This is a genomic window from Micromonospora marina, from assembly GCF_900091565.1.
GTDB classification, from domain to species: Bacteria; Actinomycetota; Actinomycetes; order Mycobacteriales; family Micromonosporaceae; genus Micromonospora; species Micromonospora marina.
In genome coordinates, this window is record NZ_FMCV01000007.1 from 98,987 (window position 1) to 115,958 (window position 16,972).

A 16,972-nucleotide genomic window follows, 5' to 3' on the forward strand; every position below is an offset into this window, starting at 1 on the left:
ATTGCCTGACGACAACTGGTTACCCCGGCGGCCGTCCGCTCAATCCCGTCACCCGATCGGGCGCAAGCGCCGCAGCCGAAGGCTGTTGCCCACCACGAACACCGACGAGAACGCCATCGCCGCCCCGGCGAGCATCGGGTTGAGCAGACCGGCCGCCGCCAGCGGCAGCGCCGCGACGTTGTAGGCGAACGCCCAGAACAGGTTGCCCTTGATGATCGCCAGCGTCCGGCGGGAGAGCCGGATGGCGTCCGCGGCGGCCGTCAGGTCGCCCCGCACCAGCGTCAGGTCGGCCGCCTCGATGGCCGCGTCCGTGCCGGTGCCCATGGCCAGCCCGAGGTCGGCCCGGGCCAGCGCGGCGGCGTCGTTCACCCCGTCGCCGACCATGGCGACCACCCGGCCCTCGCGCTGGAGCCGCTCGACCACGTCGACCTTGTCGGCGGGCAGCACCTCCGCGATCACCTCGTCGATGCCGACCTCGGCAGCCACCGCCTTCGCCACCGTGGTGTTGTCGCCGGTGAGCAGCACCGGCCGCAGGCCCAGCTCACGCAGCCGGGCGACCGCCGCCCGGCTGGTCGGCTTCACCCCGTCGGCCACCGCGAGCACACCCCGGGCCCGACCGTCCCAGCCGGCCAGGATCGCCGTCCGCCCGGCGGCCTCCGCGCCGGACGCGGCCCGCTCGACCTCCTCGGGTACGTCGAGACCCCGCTCCCGCAGCAGCCGGGCCCGGCCGACCACCACACTCCGGCCGTCGACGGTGCCGGTCACGCCCAGCCCTTCGGCGTTGGCGAACCCGCCGACCGGCGGCAGCGCCCCGGCCTCGGCCGCGGCCTCGGCGACGGCCCGCGCGATCGGATGCTCGGAGGCGGCCTCCAGCGCGCCGGCCACCCGGAGCAGCTCGGCGGCGTCCTCGCCCCCGGCGGGCAGCACCTCGGCCAGCGCCATCCGGCCGGTGGTGACGGTGCCGGTCTTGTCGAGCACCACGGTGTCGACCCGGCGGGTGGACTCCAGCACCTCCGGCCCCTTGATCAGCACTCCGAGCTGCGCGCCGCGCCCGGTGCCCACGAGCAGCGCGGTCGGCGTGGCCAGGCCGAGCGCGCACGGGCAGGCGATGATCAGGACGGCCACCGCCGCGGTGAACGCGGCGGCCGGCCCGGAACCGGTGCCGAGCCACCAGCCGAGTGTGCCGGCGGCCAGCGCGATCACGATCGGCACGAACACGCCGGAGACCCGGTCGGCGAGCCGCTGCACCGCCGCCTTGCCGGTCTGCGCCTGCTCCACCAGCCGCGCCATCTGGGCGAGCTGGGTGTCGCCGCCGACCCGGGTGACGCGGACCACCAGCCGGCCGCCGGCGTTCACCGTGGCGCCGACCACGGCGTCGCCCGGCCCCACCTCGACCGGCACCGACTCGCCGGTGAGCATGGCGGCGTCGACGGCCGAGGTGCCCTCCTCGACCACGCCGTCGGTGGCGACCTTCTCGCCGGGCCGGACCACGAACCGGTCCCCGACCGCGAGCCGGCCGACCGGAATCCGGGTCTCCTGCCCGCCGCGCAGCACCGCCACGTCCTTGGCGCCCAGTTCGAGCAGGGCCCGCAGCGCCGAGCCGGCGGTGCGCTTGGAGCGGGCCTCGAAGTACCGCCCGGCCAGGATGAACACGGTCACCCCGGCGGCGGCCTCCAGGTAGATGTTGCCGGCGCCGTCGCCGCGGGTGATGTCGAAGCTGAACGCGTGCGTCATCCCGGGCATGCCGGCGTCGCCGAGGAACAGGGCCCAGAGCGACCAGCCGAACGCGGCAAGTGTGCCGAGCGAGACGAGCGTGTCCATGGTCGCCGCGCCGTGCCGCAGGTTGACCAGCGCGGCGCGGTGGAACGGCAGCCCGCCCCAGACCACCACGGGGGCGGCGAGCGTCAGCGAGGCCCACTGCCAGTAGTCGAACTGCCAGGCCGGCACCATGGCGAGCACGATCACCGGCAGGGTGAGCACGGCGGAGACCCAGAGCCGGGTACGCGCCGCGCGCAGCTCGTCCACCGGCTCCCCGGCCGCTGCCGCCTCCGCCTGCTCGGGCGGCGGCGGCACCACGGCGGTGTAACCGGTCTTCTCGACCGTGGCGATCAGGTCGGCCGGGGCGATGTCGTCGGCGTACCGGACGGTGGCCTTCTCGGTGGCGTAGTTCACTGTCGCCTCGACGCCGTCCATCCGGTTGAGCTTCTTCTCGATCCGGGCGGCGCAGGACGCGCAGGTCATCCCGCCGATCGCCAGTTCGATCAGGTTCGGCGCGGTGGGCAGCGCCTTTCCCGTGGCAGTCATCGCGGCACCTCCGGCGCTCAACTGTGCCCGTGCCCCGGGCTGCCGTGTCCGGCGTCCGGGGTCGGTGCGGTGGTGGGTGCCGGCGCGGTGGGCACCGGCGCGGTCCGGTCGCCGGCGAGGACGGTGAACTCGGCGGTGTGCACCGCGTCGCCGTGCCGGAAGTCCAGGTAGAGACGGTACGCCCCGGCCGAGGGCACCTCGGCGGCGAACGTGATCGCCGGACCGGCCGGTGTGCGCCCGTCGCCGGGCGTGCCCTCCGGGTGCACGTGCAGGTACGCCAGGTCGCCCTGCCGCAGCGCCACCAGGTGCCCGTACGCGCCGAGGTAGGGCTGAAGGTCGGTGACCGGCCGCCCGTCGCGGCTGACGGAGAGCGTGAGCCGGCTGGTCCGGCCCGGCTCCGGCGTGCCGGTCAGGGTGACCGTGTAGCCGTCGACGGTGGTGCTGGTCGCCGGTGCCGGCAGCGGCCGGGCGGTCAGCTCGCCGGGGACCGTGACGTCCAGGCCGAGGGTCAGCGGGTCGCCGCCTTCGGGGGTGAAGTCGGCGAACGCCCGCCAGGCGCCGGGGCCGTGCAGCGGCGAGGCGACCTGCCAGGTGCCGTCGCCGGTCATCTCCGGGTGGACGTGCCGGAACCCGGAGAGGTCCCGCCGGGCGACGATCAGGTGCATGCGCTTGTCGTGGGCCACCTCGAAGCGGGTGACCGGCGCGCCGTCCGGGCCGGTGATCCGGAAGGCGAACTGTCCGGCCGGGGCGGCGGCGGGCTGGAACGTGTAGCCGCGTTCGGAGACGAGCAGCCCGCCGGGCGGGTGCGCGGAGGCCCCGTTCTCGTCACCGTGGCCGGTGCCGCCGGCCCCGTGGTCGCTGTCGCTGTCGTCGTGGCGGGTGTCGGCGGCCGGGGCGACGGGATCGACCAGGGTGCCGATCCCGTAAGCCGCGCCGAACACCGCCACGAGGCCGAGGGCGAAGCCGCTGAGCTTCGTCGCCGTGTTCATGGTGTCTCCTCGGTTTCTGCGGGTCCGCCGGACCCGTCACGCACCGACGAGGTCGTAGCCGGCCTCGTCGACCGCCGCGCGGACCGCGTCCACGTCCAGCGGGTTCCGACTGGTGACGGTGACCCGGCCGCCGGCCAGGTCGACCTGGACGTCGGTGACGCCCGGAAGCGCGCTCAGCTCGGTGCTCACCGAGTTGACGCAGTGCCCGCAGGTCATGCCGTTCACCTGGTACGTGGTCTCCATCTCGCCCTCCGATCTCATACCCCCCTGGGGTACGACTCGAACGTTAGCATACCCCCGAGGGGTACGCTATCCTCGGTGTCATGACCGCGCCGTCCAGCCCGACCCGGGGCTACACCGCCAGCAAGGACCAACTCCTCGCCCGGCTCCGCCGGATCGAGGGCCAGGTCCGTGGCATCGAGAAGATGGTCGAGGACGACCGCTACTGCATCGACGTGCTGACCCAGATCTCGGCCATCCAGGCGGCGCTGGACAAGGTCGGCCTCGGCCTGCTCGACGGCCACGCCCGGCACTGCATGCACGAGGGCGCCGCCGAGGGCCGGGCCGACGAGATGGCGACCGAGATGATGGCCGCCGTCGGCCGCCTCATGAAGCGCGGCTGAAACGGTCACCCGCCCGTCCCGGGCCCGGCCTGCCGGGCCCGGCGAGCCGGGCTGCCTACCATGGCCGGGCGACGCCCCGGACGTGGTCGACACGTCCACGCCGGCCGGGTGACCAGACCGGTCCGGCGGACCAGGCGTCGCCGCGACCGTTGGGAGAGACGCCATGGGTGCCGACCACACCCGCCCCGCAGCCGCCGCGCCGCCGGGCGTACGACGGCTGCTCGTCGCCGTGGTGGTTCCGCTGTTCGCGCTCACCGTGATCGCGGCGCTGGTGCTCTGGCCCCGGCAGGACCGGGAGCCGGTCGGCGGCGCGGACGTCCCCCGCTACCACGGCACCGTGACCCGGGTGGTCACCGAGCCCTGCCCGCCCACCCCGGAGACGCCGGCCGGTGGAGGTGGCCCCTGCGGCACCGTGACCGTCACCGCCGAGCAGGGCCCGGACGCGGGCCGGCCGGTCGAGATGCCGATCCCGGCCGGGCCGGGCGCGCCCCGGGTCGCCGTCGGCGACGAGGTCGTCCTGGTCGAACTGACCGACCCGGCCGACCCGGCGGTGAAGTCCTACAACATCGCCGAGCACCAGCGCGGCACACCGCTGATCTGGCTGATGGTGCTGTTCGCCGCCGCGATCGTGGCGTTCGGCCGCTGGCGCGGGCTCGCCGCGCTCGGCGGGCTGGTGGCCAGCTTCGCCATCGTGCTCGGCTTCGTGCTGCCGGGCATCGGGTCCGGCCGGCCGCCGCTGCTGGTGGCGATCGTGGGCGCCGCGCTGATCATGTTCGTGGTGCTCTACCTGACCCACGGGATCACCGCGCAGACGTCGGTGGCGGTGCTCGGCACGCTCGGCAGCCTGGTGGTCACCGGCGTGCTCGGCCTGCTCGCCACGTCCGCCACCCACCTGACCGGCTTCGGCAGCGAGGACGCCACCACGCTGTCCATGTTCCAGGCCGACGTGGACCTGCACGGGCTGCTGCTGGCCGGCATCATCATCGGCTCGCTGGGCGTGCTGGACGACGTCACAGTCACCCAGGCGGCCACCGTCACCGAACTGGCACACGCCAACCCGGGCCTGTCCCGGCGGCAGCTCTACCGGGCCGCGACCCGGGTCGGCCGGGCGCACATCGCGTCCACCGTCAACACCATCGTGCTGGCGTACGCGGGCGCCTCGCTGCCGCTGCTGCTCCTGCTGGTCGCCGACGCCCGACCGGTCAGCCAGATCCTCACCAGCGAGTTCCTCGCCCAGGAGATCGTCCGCAGCGCGGTGGCCACGCTCGGCCTGATCGCCGCCGTACCGCTGACGACCGGACTGGCCGCGATCGTGACCACCGCCGGACGGCGCTCGCGCGGCGCGGAACCGGCGCCACCCGCGCCCCGGCCGCCGGCCGGGCGGGACGACGCGCTGGAGGCGCTCGGCGGCGGGAAGAGTACGGAGGCCGCATGGTGACACTCCGCAGCGTGACCATCGATTTCAAACGCGACGCTGGTCACGGTGCGCCACGGCGAAATCTCGCTATTGGTCGGCTTCCGGACGTAGAACCTCAGGAGTGCTGTCAGGTAACCTCGCTGCCGGTCACCGCCGAAGGCGCGCACCGGCGCCAGCGGTGCCGCCGCCCAATCGCCCGCGGGCGAGCCGGGGAACCAGGTACATGGGGTGAATCCGCGACAGCGGTAGGGGCCACTTCCGTCCCGAACCCGTCAGCTAACCCGGTCGGCGGCCGACGGAAGGGAACATTGTGACGGCACCCCTGCGCCGCTGGCTGACACCCGTGGTGGCCGTGCTGGCCTCGCTGGCCGTGCTGGCCGGGCCCACCCCGGCGACTGCGGCCCCCACTGCGGCGGCCCCCGGCACCCCCTCGGGTCACGAGGAGGACGGCGAACCGCCGCTCATCACCGAGGCGATCGACGCCGCCAACCGCAACTTCCTCCAGGCCAAGGCGAAGCTGGCCAAGTCGCAGGACCGCCAGCGGCGGCTGGCGGCCGAGGTGAAGACGGCACAGGCCGAATTCGACGCGCTCAGCCCACAGGTCAACCAGCTCGCCGCTCAGTCCTACCGGACCGGCCGGATGGGCGCGATGGCGATGCTGCTGGAGAGCAACTCCCCCGATTCGTTCGTCCGCCGGGTCAACGCCCTGGACGAACTGAACCTCCTCAACGCGCAGCGCCTGGCCGCCATCAACGCGGTCAAGACCCGCGCCGAGCAGGCCAAGATCGCGCTCGACGCCGAGGTGCGCGAGCAGGAGAAGCAGAAGAACGCGATGGAGCGCGAGAAGGTGCAGGCCGAGCGCGCGCTGAAGCTCGTCGGCGGTCTCGGCTTCACCGGCGGCCTGGTCTCCGCCACCTCACCGGTCGCCAAGATCGCCCCCGGCCGCACCGCCGACGGCGGCTGGAAGGCCGAGTCGTGCAGCGAGGACGACCCGACCACCTCGGGCTGCGTCACACCGCGCACACTGCACGCCTACCAGGAGGTCCGCCGCGCGGGCTTCAAGCGCTTCGTGGGCTGCTACCGGCCCGGCGGGCCGTGGGAGCACCCCAAGGGCAAGGCGTGCGACTGGTCGCTCCAGAACAGCGGCTTCGCGCCCTGGCACAACAACGACACCCGCCGGTACGGCAACGAGGTCGCCGCCTTCCTCATCCGCAACGCCGACCGGCTGGGCATCTACTACGTCATCTGGAACCGGCAGATCTGGTTCCCGGCCACCGGCTGGCGTTCGTACAGCGGACCGTCGAACCACACCGATCACGTCCACATGTCGCTGCTCTGACCCGGACACGATGAAGGGGCCGCCCCGAGGGCGGCCCCTTCATCGCCCTACGGGTCAGCCGGCCAGCGCCGGGTCGGCGGGCGCCGCCGGAGCGGGCAGCGGGGCCGGGGACTGCGCCACGGTCCGCACCTCGCCGCCGGCGAGCCGGTACGACATGCCCACCACCGTGCACCGCCCGCCCGCCACCCGCTCGGCCAGTACGGCGGACCGGGCCAGCAGCGTCTCCACCGTCTGCGCGATGTGCACGTCGATGATGCCGTCGAGGTCGTCGACGCCCTGGCGGGCGGCGCGCAGCAGGCTGGGCGAGACCGCATCCACCACCGCGCCCAGGTGCCCGACCGGGGCGGCGCCGGTCCGGACCCCCTCCCGGGCTGCCTGGACCGCGCCGCACGAGTCGTGGCCGAGCACCACCACGAGCGGCGTGCCGAGCACGGTGACCGCGTACTCGACGCTGCCCAGCACCTCCGGCCCGGCGGTGTGCCCGGCCGTCCGCACCACGAAGAGGTCACCGAGACCGCGATCGAAGATGATCTCGGCGGCGAGCCGCGAGTCGGAGCAGCCGACGATCACCGCGAAGGGGTGCTGGCCGACGGCGACCGCCGCCCGGTGCCCGGCGTCCTGATTCGGATGCTGCGGAGCGCCACTGACGAACCGGTGATTACCGGCACGCAGCTCGGTCAGTGCCTGCTCCGGGGTGCTCGGCGTCATGTCCCTCACCTCGTCTACCTGGGGAACCACCAGGCCGAACGGCCTCGCGACCCACGGTCACACGCACCTGGGGGCCCGTCAAGATTCGTGATACGCATTTCATACTTTCCCGTGCCGGCCCGCGCCGGGCCGGTACCACCGAGCAGGGGAATAGCATGACCACCATGGCGACCACACCAGCTGAGGGCGGGAGCCGCCGTAACTGGACCTTCCTCACCAACCACGGCCACGTGCTGCTCGCGATCGCACGCAATCCCACCGCCCGGCTGCGGGACGTGGCCGACGAGGTGGGCGTGACCGAACGGGCGGCCCAGGCCATCGTCGCCGACCTGGAGGCGGGGGGCTACCTGCGGCGTACGCGGGTGGGACGGCGCAACGAGTACACGATCAACCCAAAGGGACGCTTCCGGCACCCGGCCGAGGCCGACCAGCAGGTCGGCGCCCTGCTGGCCCTCTTCGCCGAGCCGGTCGGGGACGCCACCGCCGACAGGTGACCAGGCCGGCACCACGTGTGCCCGCGCGGGCGGGCGCGGCAGGTAATCTCACCGCGTGCGCGACAGCTCGCGGCCGGGCGCGACCACGGGACGCGTCCGGGCCGGACACCGGATCAGGTCTGTCCTCTCCGGAGCGACGGTGACCGCCCTGCTCGGCGGCGTGCTGGCGCTGCCCGCGCCCGCGCTGGCCGCCCCGAAGTGCGGCCCGCCCGGCGGCCCGGCGCCCACCGAGGTGCCGTGGGCGCTGAGCCGCCTCGACCCGGCCGCCGCGTGGCGGATCGGCAAGGGCGCGGGGATCACCGTCGCGGTGATCGACTCCGGGGTCTCGCCGGACCATCCCCTGCTGCGCGGGCGCGTGCTGCCGGGCGAGGACTTCAACCAGCTCGTCCGCCTGAAGGGCCAGTGCGACCTGGTCGGCCACGGCACCATGGTCGCGGGCATCATCGCCGGCCGGGAGGGCACCGGCTCGCCGTACACCGGCATCGCGCCGGAGGCGAAGATCCTTCCGCTGCGGGTGCTGGCCGAGAACAGGGAGAACTTCGACCCGGACGTGCCGGCCGAGATCGGCAAGGCGATCCGCTGGGCGGTCGACCACGACGCCGACGTGATCAACCTGTCCCTGGTCACGCTCGACGACCCGGCGCTGAAGTCCGCGGTGCGGTACGCGCTCGGCAAGGACGTGGTGGTCGTCGCCTCCGCCGGCAACCGGCAGGAGAACCGGGAGGACCGGCCCGCCTATCCGGCGGCGTACGACGGTGTCGTCGCCGTCGCCGGGATCGACGAGCAGGGCGGGCACGTCGGCAGCTCGGTCAGCGGGGACTATGTGGACATCGCCGGCCCCGGGCTGGACATCGTCGGGCCCGCGCCGCAGGGATCGGGCTACCGGGCCGAACCGCAGGGCGGGACGAGCTTCGCCACCGCCTACGTCTCCGGGGCCGCCGCGCTGGTGCGGGCCGCACACCCGGACATCAGCGCCGACCAGGTCGCCTACCGGCTGACCCGTACCGCCGACAACCCGCCCGACGGGCACAACGCCGAGGTCGGCTTCGGCATGGTCAACCCGTACCGGGCGGTCACCAGCCTGCTGGGCACCCGGGAGGATCCGCCACCGGGTGCGATGCCGCCGCCGGCGCCGCCCGCCGACCCGCTGGCCTGGCAGCGCACCGTCGCGATCTGGGTCGCCGTCGTCGGCGCGCTGCTGGCCGGCGTCCTGCTGACGATGCGCCCCATCGTGGCACGCGGACGCCGGCGCGGATGGCGCCCCGGACGGCGGGAAGTCCCGCAGGACGCCTGAGAACGCACGACGGCTCCGCCCGGCACGAGCCGGAGCGGAGCCGCTGTGGACCGGTCGGGCTCAGTTGCCCCAGACCTTGGAGTTGCTCATCTCCGTGGTCATGTAGTTCTCGCGCGCGATGCCCACCGCGCCGCCGATCTCGTTCAGGACCTTGTTGATGTCCCGCACGGCGGCGTCCCACTGGGCCTGGTGCTGCTCGTAGGCGACCCGGTCCTGGCCCTCCCACTCGAGCTTGCTCAGCATCGCCCGAAGCGTGTCCAGCTTCTCGTCGATGGTCCGCGAGATGGCCTGCATCTGCTGGTTGCTGCTCTCCAGAACAGCGTAGTCAACCTTGATGCTCATCGATTCCTCCTCTGCCTGTCCTCGCGGATCACGGGTTGAGCGCGGCGTGGAACTTGTCCAGCATCTGCTGCTGGTCTTCGTCGTTGACCTGGTGCGTGGTGCCGGACTTGTCAAGCAGGTCCGCGATGTTGTCCATCGCGGTCAGCAGCTTGTTCGTGTCCTCGGTCCAGCGGTTCATCAGGCCCTGGAAGCCCGTGGACGCCTGGCCCTTCCAGGCCATCGCCAGATCGTCGACCACGTTCCACAGCTTCTTGAGCTCGCCGTCGACGTCGCTGCGCGTGGACCGCACGTCACTCGCGGCGGTGTGCAGAGTCGCTGCGCTGACCTCGAACGCCATGCTTCACACCCTTCCGTCATCTTGTGGCGGCGGATCCGCCGCGCCCTCCCCCGCGGCAAGGCGTACCCACCCCACCGACGGACACTTCATCCGAACCGTAGCGGACGACGTCCAACCCGCGCAGCCCTGACGGCTCGCCGTCGCATCCCGCCACCCCACTGTCGACAGACGTGGTCCGGGCGCCCTCCGTACGAGGTGGACGGTCGAGCCCGAGGCCAGGGCCGCCCACGTGCCGATTCGACAACCGTCGACATGCCGACGGCCAGGACCGGGATGGCGGCGGTGGCGGCCAGGCCGGAGACCGCGTCGTTGTACGCGTCCCGTCAGGCCGGTTCCGTCCACGCGGTCTGGATCAGCTGCCGGCCGTCGCGGCGGCGCACGAGCGTGCCCCGGCCCGGCGGCTGCGGGGTCGGCCGCAGGTTGCCGAAGACCGCGCCCTCCTCCCGGCTGCCGGACATCAGCAGACCCGGCGAGTCCAGCTCGCGCAGGCGTTGCAGCACCGGCTCGTACAGCGCCCGCGCCACACCGCCGACCCGGCGCGTGATGATCAGGTGCAGGCCGATGTCCCGCGCCTGCGGCAGCAACTCGTGCAGCACGCTCAGCGGGTTGCCGCCACCGGAGGCGACCAGGTCGTAGTCGTCCACCAGGATGTACAGGTCCGGACCCTTCCACCAGCTCCGGTCGCGCAGCTGGGCGGTGGTCACGTCCGGGCCGGGCAGCCGGTTCTGCAACGCGCTGCGGATCGAGCCGAGCCCCTGGCTGAACACCTGGTTCGACGGTGCGTAGTCGAGCAGGTGGTCGCCCTCGACCGCGCCCAGCAGCCCGCGCCGGTAGTCGGCGATGACCAGCCGCGCCTGGGCCGGGGTGTACCGCTCGGCGATTCCCCGCGCGATCAGCCGCAGCAGGTTGGTCTTGCCGCACTCGGCGTCGCCGAACACCGTCAGGTGCGGCTCGCCGGCCAGGTCCAGGTAGACCGGGGCGAGCGCCGACTCGTTCACGCCGATCGGGATGCCCGGGGCGGACCTGTCGACCACCTTCGCCAGCTCGGCGACGGCCAGCTTGCGCGGCAGCAGCCGGACCTTGGGCGCCGGCTGTTCCGGCCAGTTCGCCGCGACGTGACCGGCGAGCGCCACCGACGCCTCGGCCAGGTCCTCGATGTCGCGCTTGCCGTCGATCCGTGAGATCGCGGTCAGGAAGTGCAGCTTGTCCCGGGTCAGACCGCGACCGGGCGCGCCCACCGGCACGTTCTGCGCGGCCCGCCGGTCGATCTCCGACTCCGACGGGTCACCGAGCCGCAGCTCCAGCTTGGTGCCGAGCAGGTCCCGCATGTTGATCCGGATCTCCGCCCAGCGCACCGCGGTGATCACCACGTGGACGCCGAAGCCCAGGCCCCGGTTCGCCAGGTTCGTGATCGTCTGCTCCAGCTCCTCGTACTCCTGGCGCAGCGTGTTCCAGCCGTCCACCACGAGGAAGACGTCACCGAACGGGTCGTCGGCGAACTCGCCGGCGGCCCGGCGGCGCCGGTAGCTGGCCACCGAGTCGATGCCGTGCTGGGTGAACCGGTTCTCCCGCTCGTCGATCACGGCGACCACCTCGGCCACCGTCCGCCGGACCGCCTCGACGTCCCGCCGGCCCGCCACACCCGAGGTGTGCGGCAGCCCGTCCAGGCTGCGCAACGCGCCACCGCCGAAGTCGAGGCAGAAGAACTGCACCTCGCGCGGCGTGTGGGTGAGCGCCAGCGACGCCAGCATCGAGCGCAGCATGGTGCTCTTGCCGCTCAGCGACGCCCCGACGATCACGACGTTGCCGCCGGCCCCGGCCAGGTCGACCATCATCGGGTCGCGGCGCTGCTCGTACGGGCGGTCCACGACGCCGACCGGGACGGCGAGGCGGCCGCGGCCCGGCCAGTCGGCGGTGGTCAGGCCGTACGTCGGGTGCACACTCAGCTTGGGCAGCAGCTCGGCCAGCCCGGACGGCTCGGCCAGCGGCGGCAGCCACACCTGGTGCGCCGGGCGTCCCCGGCCCTTGAGCTGGTCGATCAGCACGTCCAGCATCGCCACGGCCTTGCCGTCGCCGCTCTGCTCCGGCTCCGGGGCGGCCTCCGCCGGGCTCGGCTGAGCCGGCACCGGCACGTAGTCGACGCCGTACGGGACGATCCGGCGCTGCACCTGCGCCCGGGTGGACCGCTGCACCTGCCCCGGCGCGCGGTACGGGCCGGACACGTAGGCGGCGCGGAACCGCAGCATGGTGGCGGTGTCGGTCTTCAGGTAGCCGTGGCCGGGCGCGCTGGGCAGCTCGTACGCATCAGGCACACCGAGCACGATCCGGCTCTCCACCGCCGAGAACGTGCGCAGACCGATCCGGTACGACAGGTGCGTGTCCAGGCCGCGCAGCTTTCCCTCCTCCAGCCGCTGCGAGGCGAGCAGCAGGTGCACGCCGAGCGACCGGCCGAGGCGGCCGATCATCACGAACAGGTCGATGAAGTCCGGCTTGGCGGCGAGCAGCTCGGAGAACTCGTCGCAGATGATCAGCAGGCTGGGCATCGGCTCCAGCGGCTCACCGGCGGCGCGCGCCTTCTCGTAGTCGTACCGGGAGACGTAGTTGCCCGCCGCCCGCAGCACCTCCTGCCGGCGGTTCATCTCACCGGCGAGCGCGTCCCGCATGCGGTCGACCAGCGGCAGCTCGTCGGAGAGGTTGGTGATCACCGCGCTGGTGTGCGGCAACGCGTCCAGCGAGGCGAAGGTGGCGCCGCCCTTGAAGTCGACCAGGACGAAGTTCAGCTCCTCCGACGAGTGCGTCACCGCGAGCGCCCCGACCACGGTCCGCAGCAGCTCGCTCTTGCCCGAACCGGTCGCGCCGATGACCAGGCCGTGCGGGCCCATACCCTCGTGCGCGGACTCCTTGAAGTCCAGCTCGACCACGTTGCCGTCCGGTCCCAGGCCGAGCGGGATGCGCAGCCGGTCGCGGTGGCTGCGCGGACGCCAGGTCTGCCGGGTGTCCACCGTGGCCGCGTCGCCGACGCCGAGCAGGTCGGGCAGCTCCATGCTGCGGGCCAGCGGCTCCTCGGTGCTGGCGCCCTGCTGCTGGGAGAGCCGGAACGGGGCGATCTGCCGGGCCAGGCCCTCGGCCGCGCTCAGGGACAGCCGGTCCGGCCGCCCGAGCCGCGATGTCGCGGTGCCGCGGACCAGGTCGAGGCCGGTGCCGTCCCCGGCGTCCAGGCAGAGCAGCCAGCGCCCGGCGTCGCGCGGGACCGCACCGGACAGGTCGAACACGGTCGTGCCGAGCAGGCCCGGCCCGGTCAGCGCGCAGGTCGCCGAGACCTCGCCGCCGTCCAGCACCACCACCACGTGCGGCGCGGTCGTCAGCGGCTTCGCCTCCGGCGCGAACCGGGGTCGGCCGCCCAGGTCCTGGGCCAGCGCGGTCTCCGCCTCGCTCAGCGCGGCGAACACCATCCGGCGCGCGCCCGCCGCGTCCGTACGCCCCGGGTGCTGGGCGTGCGGCAGCCACTTCACCCAGTCCCAGGCCCGTTGCCGGTCCGGCGCGGCCACCACGACCACGAGGAGGTCTTCCGGGGCGTGGAAGGTGACGAGCTGACCCAGCGCGGCCCGGGTCAGGTCGAGCACCGGCTCCCGGTCGCCGCGCAACGCGATCCGGCTGAACGCGCGCAGCGACAGCGCGGTCGGCAGGTCCGGCACGCTGGAGTGGGCCCGGACGAACCGGCGCAGCGCGATGGCGCTCATCGGTTCCAGGTCCTCCACCGGCTTGGTCTCCGGCGGCACGATCTCCACCGCCAGCCGCTGCGGGCCCAGCGCGATCCGCACCTCGCCGAAGTCGTCCTCGGTGATCCGCCGCTCCCACAGCCGGCGGGAGGCGGCGATCGACCAGAGCGCGTCCGGCTCCGGGTGCCGCCAGGTCATCGCGGCGCGCTGCTGCTCGGCGGCGCGCCGGGTGCGCTTGCGCATCTGCGCGAGGTAGCGCATGTAGTCGCGCCGCTGGGCATTCAGTTCGGCCTTGTCCTTGCCGCCGTTGCCGAGCGTGCCGATCGCCATGCCCAGCATGGACACACCGAACAGGCCACCGGCGACGTACGTCATCATGCCGCCGCCCCGGCCGGCGTAGAGGAACGCCATCGCGCCGACACCACAGAGCATCGGCAGGATCATCAGCACCTGACCCATGCCCTTGGCCTGCGGCTCGGGCAGCTCGGGCGGGGATTCCAGCAGCACCTCGCCGCGCGGCAGCGCGGGCCCCGGTTGACGCGGAAGCCGGCGGAACACCACCGTACTCACGGCTCTCCCCTCCCCAGAAGCGGCAGTGATCGTGGTCTGCCACCGCCGGTGAGCGTCGGGTGGGCAACCTGTGCGACCGCCATCGTAGGTAATCTCCCGGTGGCGTCGTGGCCCCGTGTGGGCGACGCCGACGGCCCGGCGGATCGTAGGCGAGCACGAGGAGGCCACTGTGGCGACGAAGGCGGCGACCGGTGGGCTGAGTCGGATCACCATCGTGGCGCCGCGTACCAGGATGGACCTGGCGCTGCCGTCCAACGTGCCGCTCGCCGACCTGCTGCCCACGCTGCTGCGGTACGCGGGCGAGGACCTGGCCGACGAGGGCGTGCGGCACGGCGGCTGGGCCCTGTCCCGGCTCGGCGGCCAGCCGCTCGACGGCGGCCGGACCGCCGCTCAGCTCGGCGTACGTGACGGCGAGGTGCTCTACTTCAACCCGCGTGCCGCGACCGCTCCCGAGATCGTCTTCGACGACGTGGTGGACGCGGTCGCCACCTCCACCACCCAGCGGGCGGGCGCCTGGCAGGTCGGCACCACCAGGGCGTTCGCGGTCCTGCTGGCCGCCTCGGCGCTCGCCGCGGGCGCGGTGGCGACGCTGCTCACCGGCCCGCCGCAGCTACCCGGCGCGGCGGCCGCGTTCGTGGTCGCGGTGGCGCTGCTGGTCGGCGCCGCGGTGCTCTCCCGCGCCGCCGGCGACAGCCGCACCGGCGCGGTGCTGGCCCTGGTCGGGATCGGTTACGCGGGCGCCGGCGGCCTGCTGGTGCTCGCCGGGGACCGGACGCTCGGCGAGCTGGCCGGCCCGCACGTCCTGCTCGCCGGCACCGCCGTGGTGGTCTTCGGCGCGGTCGCCGCGCTCGCCGTCGGCGACCGCCTGCCGCTGTTCCTCGGCGCGGTGGGCATCGGCGGGGCGGTCGGCCTCGGCGCCGTACTCAGCCTGGCCTTCGGCATCGGCGTGGCGGCCTCGGCGGCGGTGGTGGCGACAGTCGCGTTCGGTGCGCTGCCCGCGCTGCCGATGCTCGCCTACCGCCTGGCCCGGCTGCCGGTGCCGTCCATCCCCACCGGGCCGGACGACCTCAAGACCGACACCGAGTCGGTGGACGGGCCGTCGGTGCTGCGCGACAGCGAGCGCGCCGACGCGTTCCTCACCGGTCTGCTCTGGACCGTCTCGCTGCTGGTGCTCGGCGGCGAGGTGGTGCTGGCCGGGGACGGCCGGCTGCCCGCGGTCCTGCTCTGCCTGGTGCTGGCCCTGCTGTCGCTGCTGCGGGCCCGCCCGTTCCTCAGCCGCGCCCAGCGCACGCCGGTACTGCTGTCCGGCACCGCCGGCCTGGGGCTGGTCGCCGCCGCCGTGTTCGCCGCCGGCTCGCTGGCGACACGGCTCGGGCTGATCCTGGGCGGCCTGGCCGTGCTGGCCGTGATCAGCCTGGTCTACGGCCTGACCGTGGCCGGCAAGCGGATCTCCCCGGTCTGGGGCCGGATCCTGGACATCGTCGAGATCCTGCTGATCATCGCGCTGGTGCCGCTGGCCGTCTGGGTCTGCGGCGCGTACGGCTGGATCGTCAACCTTCGACCGTGACGGTGCCCATCGCGGTGCCGACCGGCGCGGTGGCGTAGACGCCGGGGCCGTGCTGGCCGTCCAGCGGGCGGGCCGGCACGCCCGCGCGCCGGGCCATCTCCCGGACCGCCTTCACCAGCGCCTCGGCGTGCCCGTCCATGGCCGCCACCCGCAGCAGCGGCGGCACCCGCCGCCCGCCCGGGAGCACCACCGCGGCGACCGTGTGCGAGGGCGCGGAGGTGGCGGTGACCGCGTCCACCAGTGCACCGAGTGAACCGTTGGGGCGTACCCGCAGGGCCAGGCAACGCTGCGTCCAGCCGCCCCCGCGCAGGCTGGTCCACGTCTCCACCGGGGACTCCGGCGCGAGGTCGAGCCCGGCCCCGGACACCACCGCCGCGTGCAGCTCGTTCCGGTCGAGCACCCGGTGACCGAGGCCGGCGGCGTTGAGCGCCTTGCCGAGCCGGCCCACCCCGGCCGCCACCGTACGGTGCACGCCGCGCAGGCCGCCGCCCCGGCTCACCGCCTCGGCCCGCGCGTCGGACACCGACAGGCGCAGCGCCATCCACACGGTCCGGTACGCCGACGGCGGCGCGCCGGGCGCCGGGTACCAGACCAGGGTGTGCGAGACGACCTGGGTCTGGGTGACCGGGCCGGAGAAGTCGGCGAGTACCGCGAGCGCGCGGTCGACCGCCGCCGCCTCGATCGAGCCGGCGGGTGCGCCGGGCCGGCCGGTAAGCGCCAGCGCGGCGAACCAGCCCCGGTCGTCCTGCCCGATGCCGAGCCGGATGCCGCGCTCGGTCAGCTCCACCACTGTCAGCTCCGGGGCCAGCGCGGCCAGCCTCGGGTCACCACCGGGTGCCGCGCCCCGGGCCCGGTCGCGGCGCCGGCGCAGCCGGCGGCGGAGCATCAGATCCTCGTACCACCAGCGGCCGTCCCGGCGCGCGAACGTCGCGGCCACCGCGAGCAGTGCCAGGACGGCGACCACCGCGAGCAGCCACGCCGGGCCGGCGGTGGCGAACCAGACCGCGAGCGCGGCGCACTCCACCACCACGAGCTGCCCGACCACGACCGGGCCGAGGCGTCCCCGGCGGCGCTTGTCGGCCGGGGTGACCGGCCGGTCCGGTACGGCGGGAGCGGTGGCGGTACGACCGGGTGGCGCCTGGAGCTGCGTCATCGGTGTGCGTCCCTTCTGGACATGCTGGGCATCCGCCGGGCGGGTGCTGTCGTTCGGGGCGGCGGACGGGGCCCGGCGCACCCCCGACGGCCCCTTATCGTAGGGAAGCCCGCGGC

General features: G+C 74.0%; 14 protein-coding genes and 1 riboswitch. Of the genes, 6 read left to right on the forward strand and 8 right to left on the reverse strand.

Going from position 1 to position 16,972, the window contains the following annotated elements; translation table 11 throughout:
- Window positions 1–48: 48 nt before the first annotated feature.
- The 3 genes from GA0070215_RS11420 to GA0070215_RS11430 are packed head-to-tail and all read right to left on the reverse strand — an operon-like array spanning window position 49 to window position 3,536.
- Window positions 49–2,304, reverse strand: coding sequence for a heavy metal translocating P-type ATPase (locus GA0070215_RS11420; RefSeq protein WP_091045034.1), 2,256 nt, complete (start codon window positions 2,302–2,304; stop codon window positions 49–51).
- Between the two features lie 17 nt (window positions 2,305–2,321).
- Window positions 2,322–3,293 carry a hypothetical protein gene (locus GA0070215_RS11425; RefSeq protein WP_091045037.1) on the reverse strand — a complete coding sequence of 324 codons (972 nt, stop codon included), beginning with the start codon at window positions 3,291–3,293 and terminating at the stop codon, window positions 2,322–2,324.
- A gap of 36 nt (window positions 3,294–3,329) precedes the next feature.
- Window positions 3,330–3,536, reverse strand: coding sequence for a heavy-metal-associated domain-containing protein (locus tag GA0070215_RS11430; protein WP_018785759.1), 207 nt, complete (start codon window positions 3,534–3,536; stop codon window positions 3,330–3,332).
- 80 nt (window positions 3,537–3,616) lie between these two features.
- On the opposite strand from GA0070215_RS11430, the gene GA0070215_RS11435 reads away from it, so the two are divergent.
- The 3 genes from GA0070215_RS11435 to GA0070215_RS11445 all read left to right on the forward strand — a co-directional run bounded on the left by GA0070215_RS11435 (window position 3,617) and on the right by GA0070215_RS11445 (window position 6,672).
- Entirely contained in the window at window positions 3,617–3,916 is a 300-nt protein-coding gene (locus GA0070215_RS11435) for a metal-sensitive transcriptional regulator (RefSeq protein ID WP_013283780.1), read from the forward strand.
- 163 nt (window positions 3,917–4,079) lie between these two features.
- Complete coding sequence (locus GA0070215_RS11440) at window positions 4,080–5,354, forward strand: YibE/F family protein (RefSeq protein ID WP_018785758.1); 1,275 nt, start codon at window positions 4,080–4,082, stop codon at window positions 5,352–5,354.
- Window positions 5,355–5,508: 154 nt separating this feature from the next.
- A riboswitch (cyclic di-AMP (ydaO/yuaA leader) is annotated at window positions 5,509–5,639 on the forward strand.
- Window positions 5,640–5,643: 4 nt separating this feature from the next.
- Window positions 5,644–6,672 carry a coiled-coil domain-containing protein gene (locus GA0070215_RS11445; RefSeq protein ID WP_018785757.1) on the forward strand — a complete coding sequence of 343 codons (1,029 nt, stop codon included), beginning with the start codon at window positions 5,644–5,646 and terminating at the stop codon, window positions 6,670–6,672.
- Window positions 6,673–6,726: 54 nt separating this feature from the next.
- Here GA0070215_RS11445 and GA0070215_RS11450 read toward each other — a convergent pair whose 3' ends face one another.
- Window positions 6,727–7,380: a carbonic anhydrase gene (locus GA0070215_RS11450; RefSeq protein ID WP_091045040.1), complete on the reverse strand. Its 654-nt coding sequence runs from the start codon at window positions 7,378–7,380 to the stop codon at window positions 6,727–6,729.
- A gap of 155 nt (window positions 7,381–7,535) precedes the next feature.
- On the opposite strand from GA0070215_RS11450, the gene GA0070215_RS11455 reads away from it, so the two are divergent.
- Window positions 7,536–7,874, forward strand: coding sequence for a helix-turn-helix transcriptional regulator (locus GA0070215_RS11455; RefSeq protein WP_018785755.1), 339 nt, complete (start codon window positions 7,536–7,538; stop codon window positions 7,872–7,874).
- Window positions 7,875–7,929: 55 nt separating this feature from the next.
- Window positions 7,930–9,168, forward strand: coding sequence for a type VII secretion-associated serine protease mycosin (mycP, locus tag GA0070215_RS11460; RefSeq protein WP_244166960.1), 1,239 nt, complete (start codon window positions 7,930–7,932; stop codon window positions 9,166–9,168).
- A gap of 60 nt (window positions 9,169–9,228) precedes the next feature.
- Here the strand turns inward: mycP and GA0070215_RS11465 are convergent, their stop codons facing one another.
- From GA0070215_RS11465 to eccCa, 3 genes are all read right to left on the reverse strand, one after another.
- Entirely contained in the window at window positions 9,229–9,510 is a 282-nt protein-coding gene (locus GA0070215_RS11465; RefSeq protein ID WP_018785753.1) for a WXG100 family type VII secretion target, read from the reverse strand.
- A gap of 28 nt (window positions 9,511–9,538) precedes the next feature.
- Complete coding sequence (locus GA0070215_RS11470) at window positions 9,539–9,847, reverse strand: WXG100 family type VII secretion target (RefSeq protein WP_018785752.1); 309 nt, start codon at window positions 9,845–9,847, stop codon at window positions 9,539–9,541.
- A gap of 323 nt (window positions 9,848–10,170) precedes the next feature.
- Window positions 10,171–14,136, reverse strand: a complete 3,966-nt coding sequence (eccCa, locus tag GA0070215_RS11475) for a type VII secretion protein EccCa (protein WP_091045047.1) — start codon at window positions 14,134–14,136, stop codon at window positions 10,171–10,173.
- 169 nt (window positions 14,137–14,305) lie between these two features.
- On the opposite strand from eccCa, the gene eccD reads away from it, so the two are divergent.
- Window positions 14,306–15,703: a type VII secretion integral membrane protein EccD gene (gene eccD, locus GA0070215_RS11480; protein WP_091045225.1), complete on the forward strand. Its 1,398-nt coding sequence runs from the start codon at window positions 14,306–14,308 to the stop codon at window positions 15,701–15,703.
- Here the strand turns inward: eccD and GA0070215_RS11485 are convergent.
- A complete protein-coding gene (locus GA0070215_RS11485) occupies window positions 15,687–16,856 on the reverse strand; it encodes a type VII secretion protein EccE (protein WP_091045228.1) in 1,170 nt (389 codons plus the stop codon). The two genes, eccD and GA0070215_RS11485, sit on opposite strands and share 17 nt — an antisense overlap.
- Window positions 16,857–16,972: the final 116 nt, after the last annotated feature.

What these genes read in the sequence shown, in the direction of transcription:
- GA0070215_RS11485 (WP_091045228.1), bottom strand. Translation starts at nt 16,856, where the DNA reads ATGACGCAGCTCCAGGCGCCACCCGGTCGTACCGCCACCGCTCCCGCC.
- GA0070215_RS11450 (WP_091045040.1), bottom strand. Translation starts at nt 7,380, where the DNA reads ATGACGCCGAGCACCCCGGAGCAGGCACTGACCGAGCTGCGTGCCGGT.
- GA0070215_RS11465 (WP_018785753.1), bottom strand. Translation starts at nt 9,510, where the DNA reads ATGAGCATCAAGGTTGACTACGCTGTTCTGGAGAGCAGCAACCAGCAG.
- GA0070215_RS11435 (WP_013283780.1), top strand. Translation starts at nt 3,617, where the DNA reads ATGACCGCGCCGTCCAGCCCGACCCGGGGCTACACCGCCAGCAAGGAC.
- GA0070215_RS11430 (WP_018785759.1), bottom strand. Translation starts at nt 3,536, where the DNA reads ATGGAGACCACGTACCAGGTGAACGGCATGACCTGCGGGCACTGCGTC.
- GA0070215_RS11455 (WP_018785755.1), top strand. Translation starts at nt 7,536, where the DNA reads ATGACCACCATGGCGACCACACCAGCTGAGGGCGGGAGCCGCCGTAAC.
- GA0070215_RS11425 (WP_091045037.1), bottom strand. Translation starts at nt 3,293, where the DNA reads ATGAACACGGCGACGAAGCTCAGCGGCTTCGCCCTCGGCCTCGTGGCG.
- GA0070215_RS11420 (WP_091045034.1), bottom strand. Translation starts at nt 2,304, where the DNA reads ATGACTGCCACGGGAAAGGCGCTGCCCACCGCGCCGAACCTGATCGAA.
- GA0070215_RS11470 (WP_018785752.1), bottom strand. Translation starts at nt 9,847, where the DNA reads ATGGCGTTCGAGGTCAGCGCAGCGACTCTGCACACCGCCGCGAGTGAC.
- GA0070215_RS11440 (WP_018785758.1), top strand. Translation starts at nt 4,080, where the DNA reads ATGGGTGCCGACCACACCCGCCCCGCAGCCGCCGCGCCGCCGGGCGTA.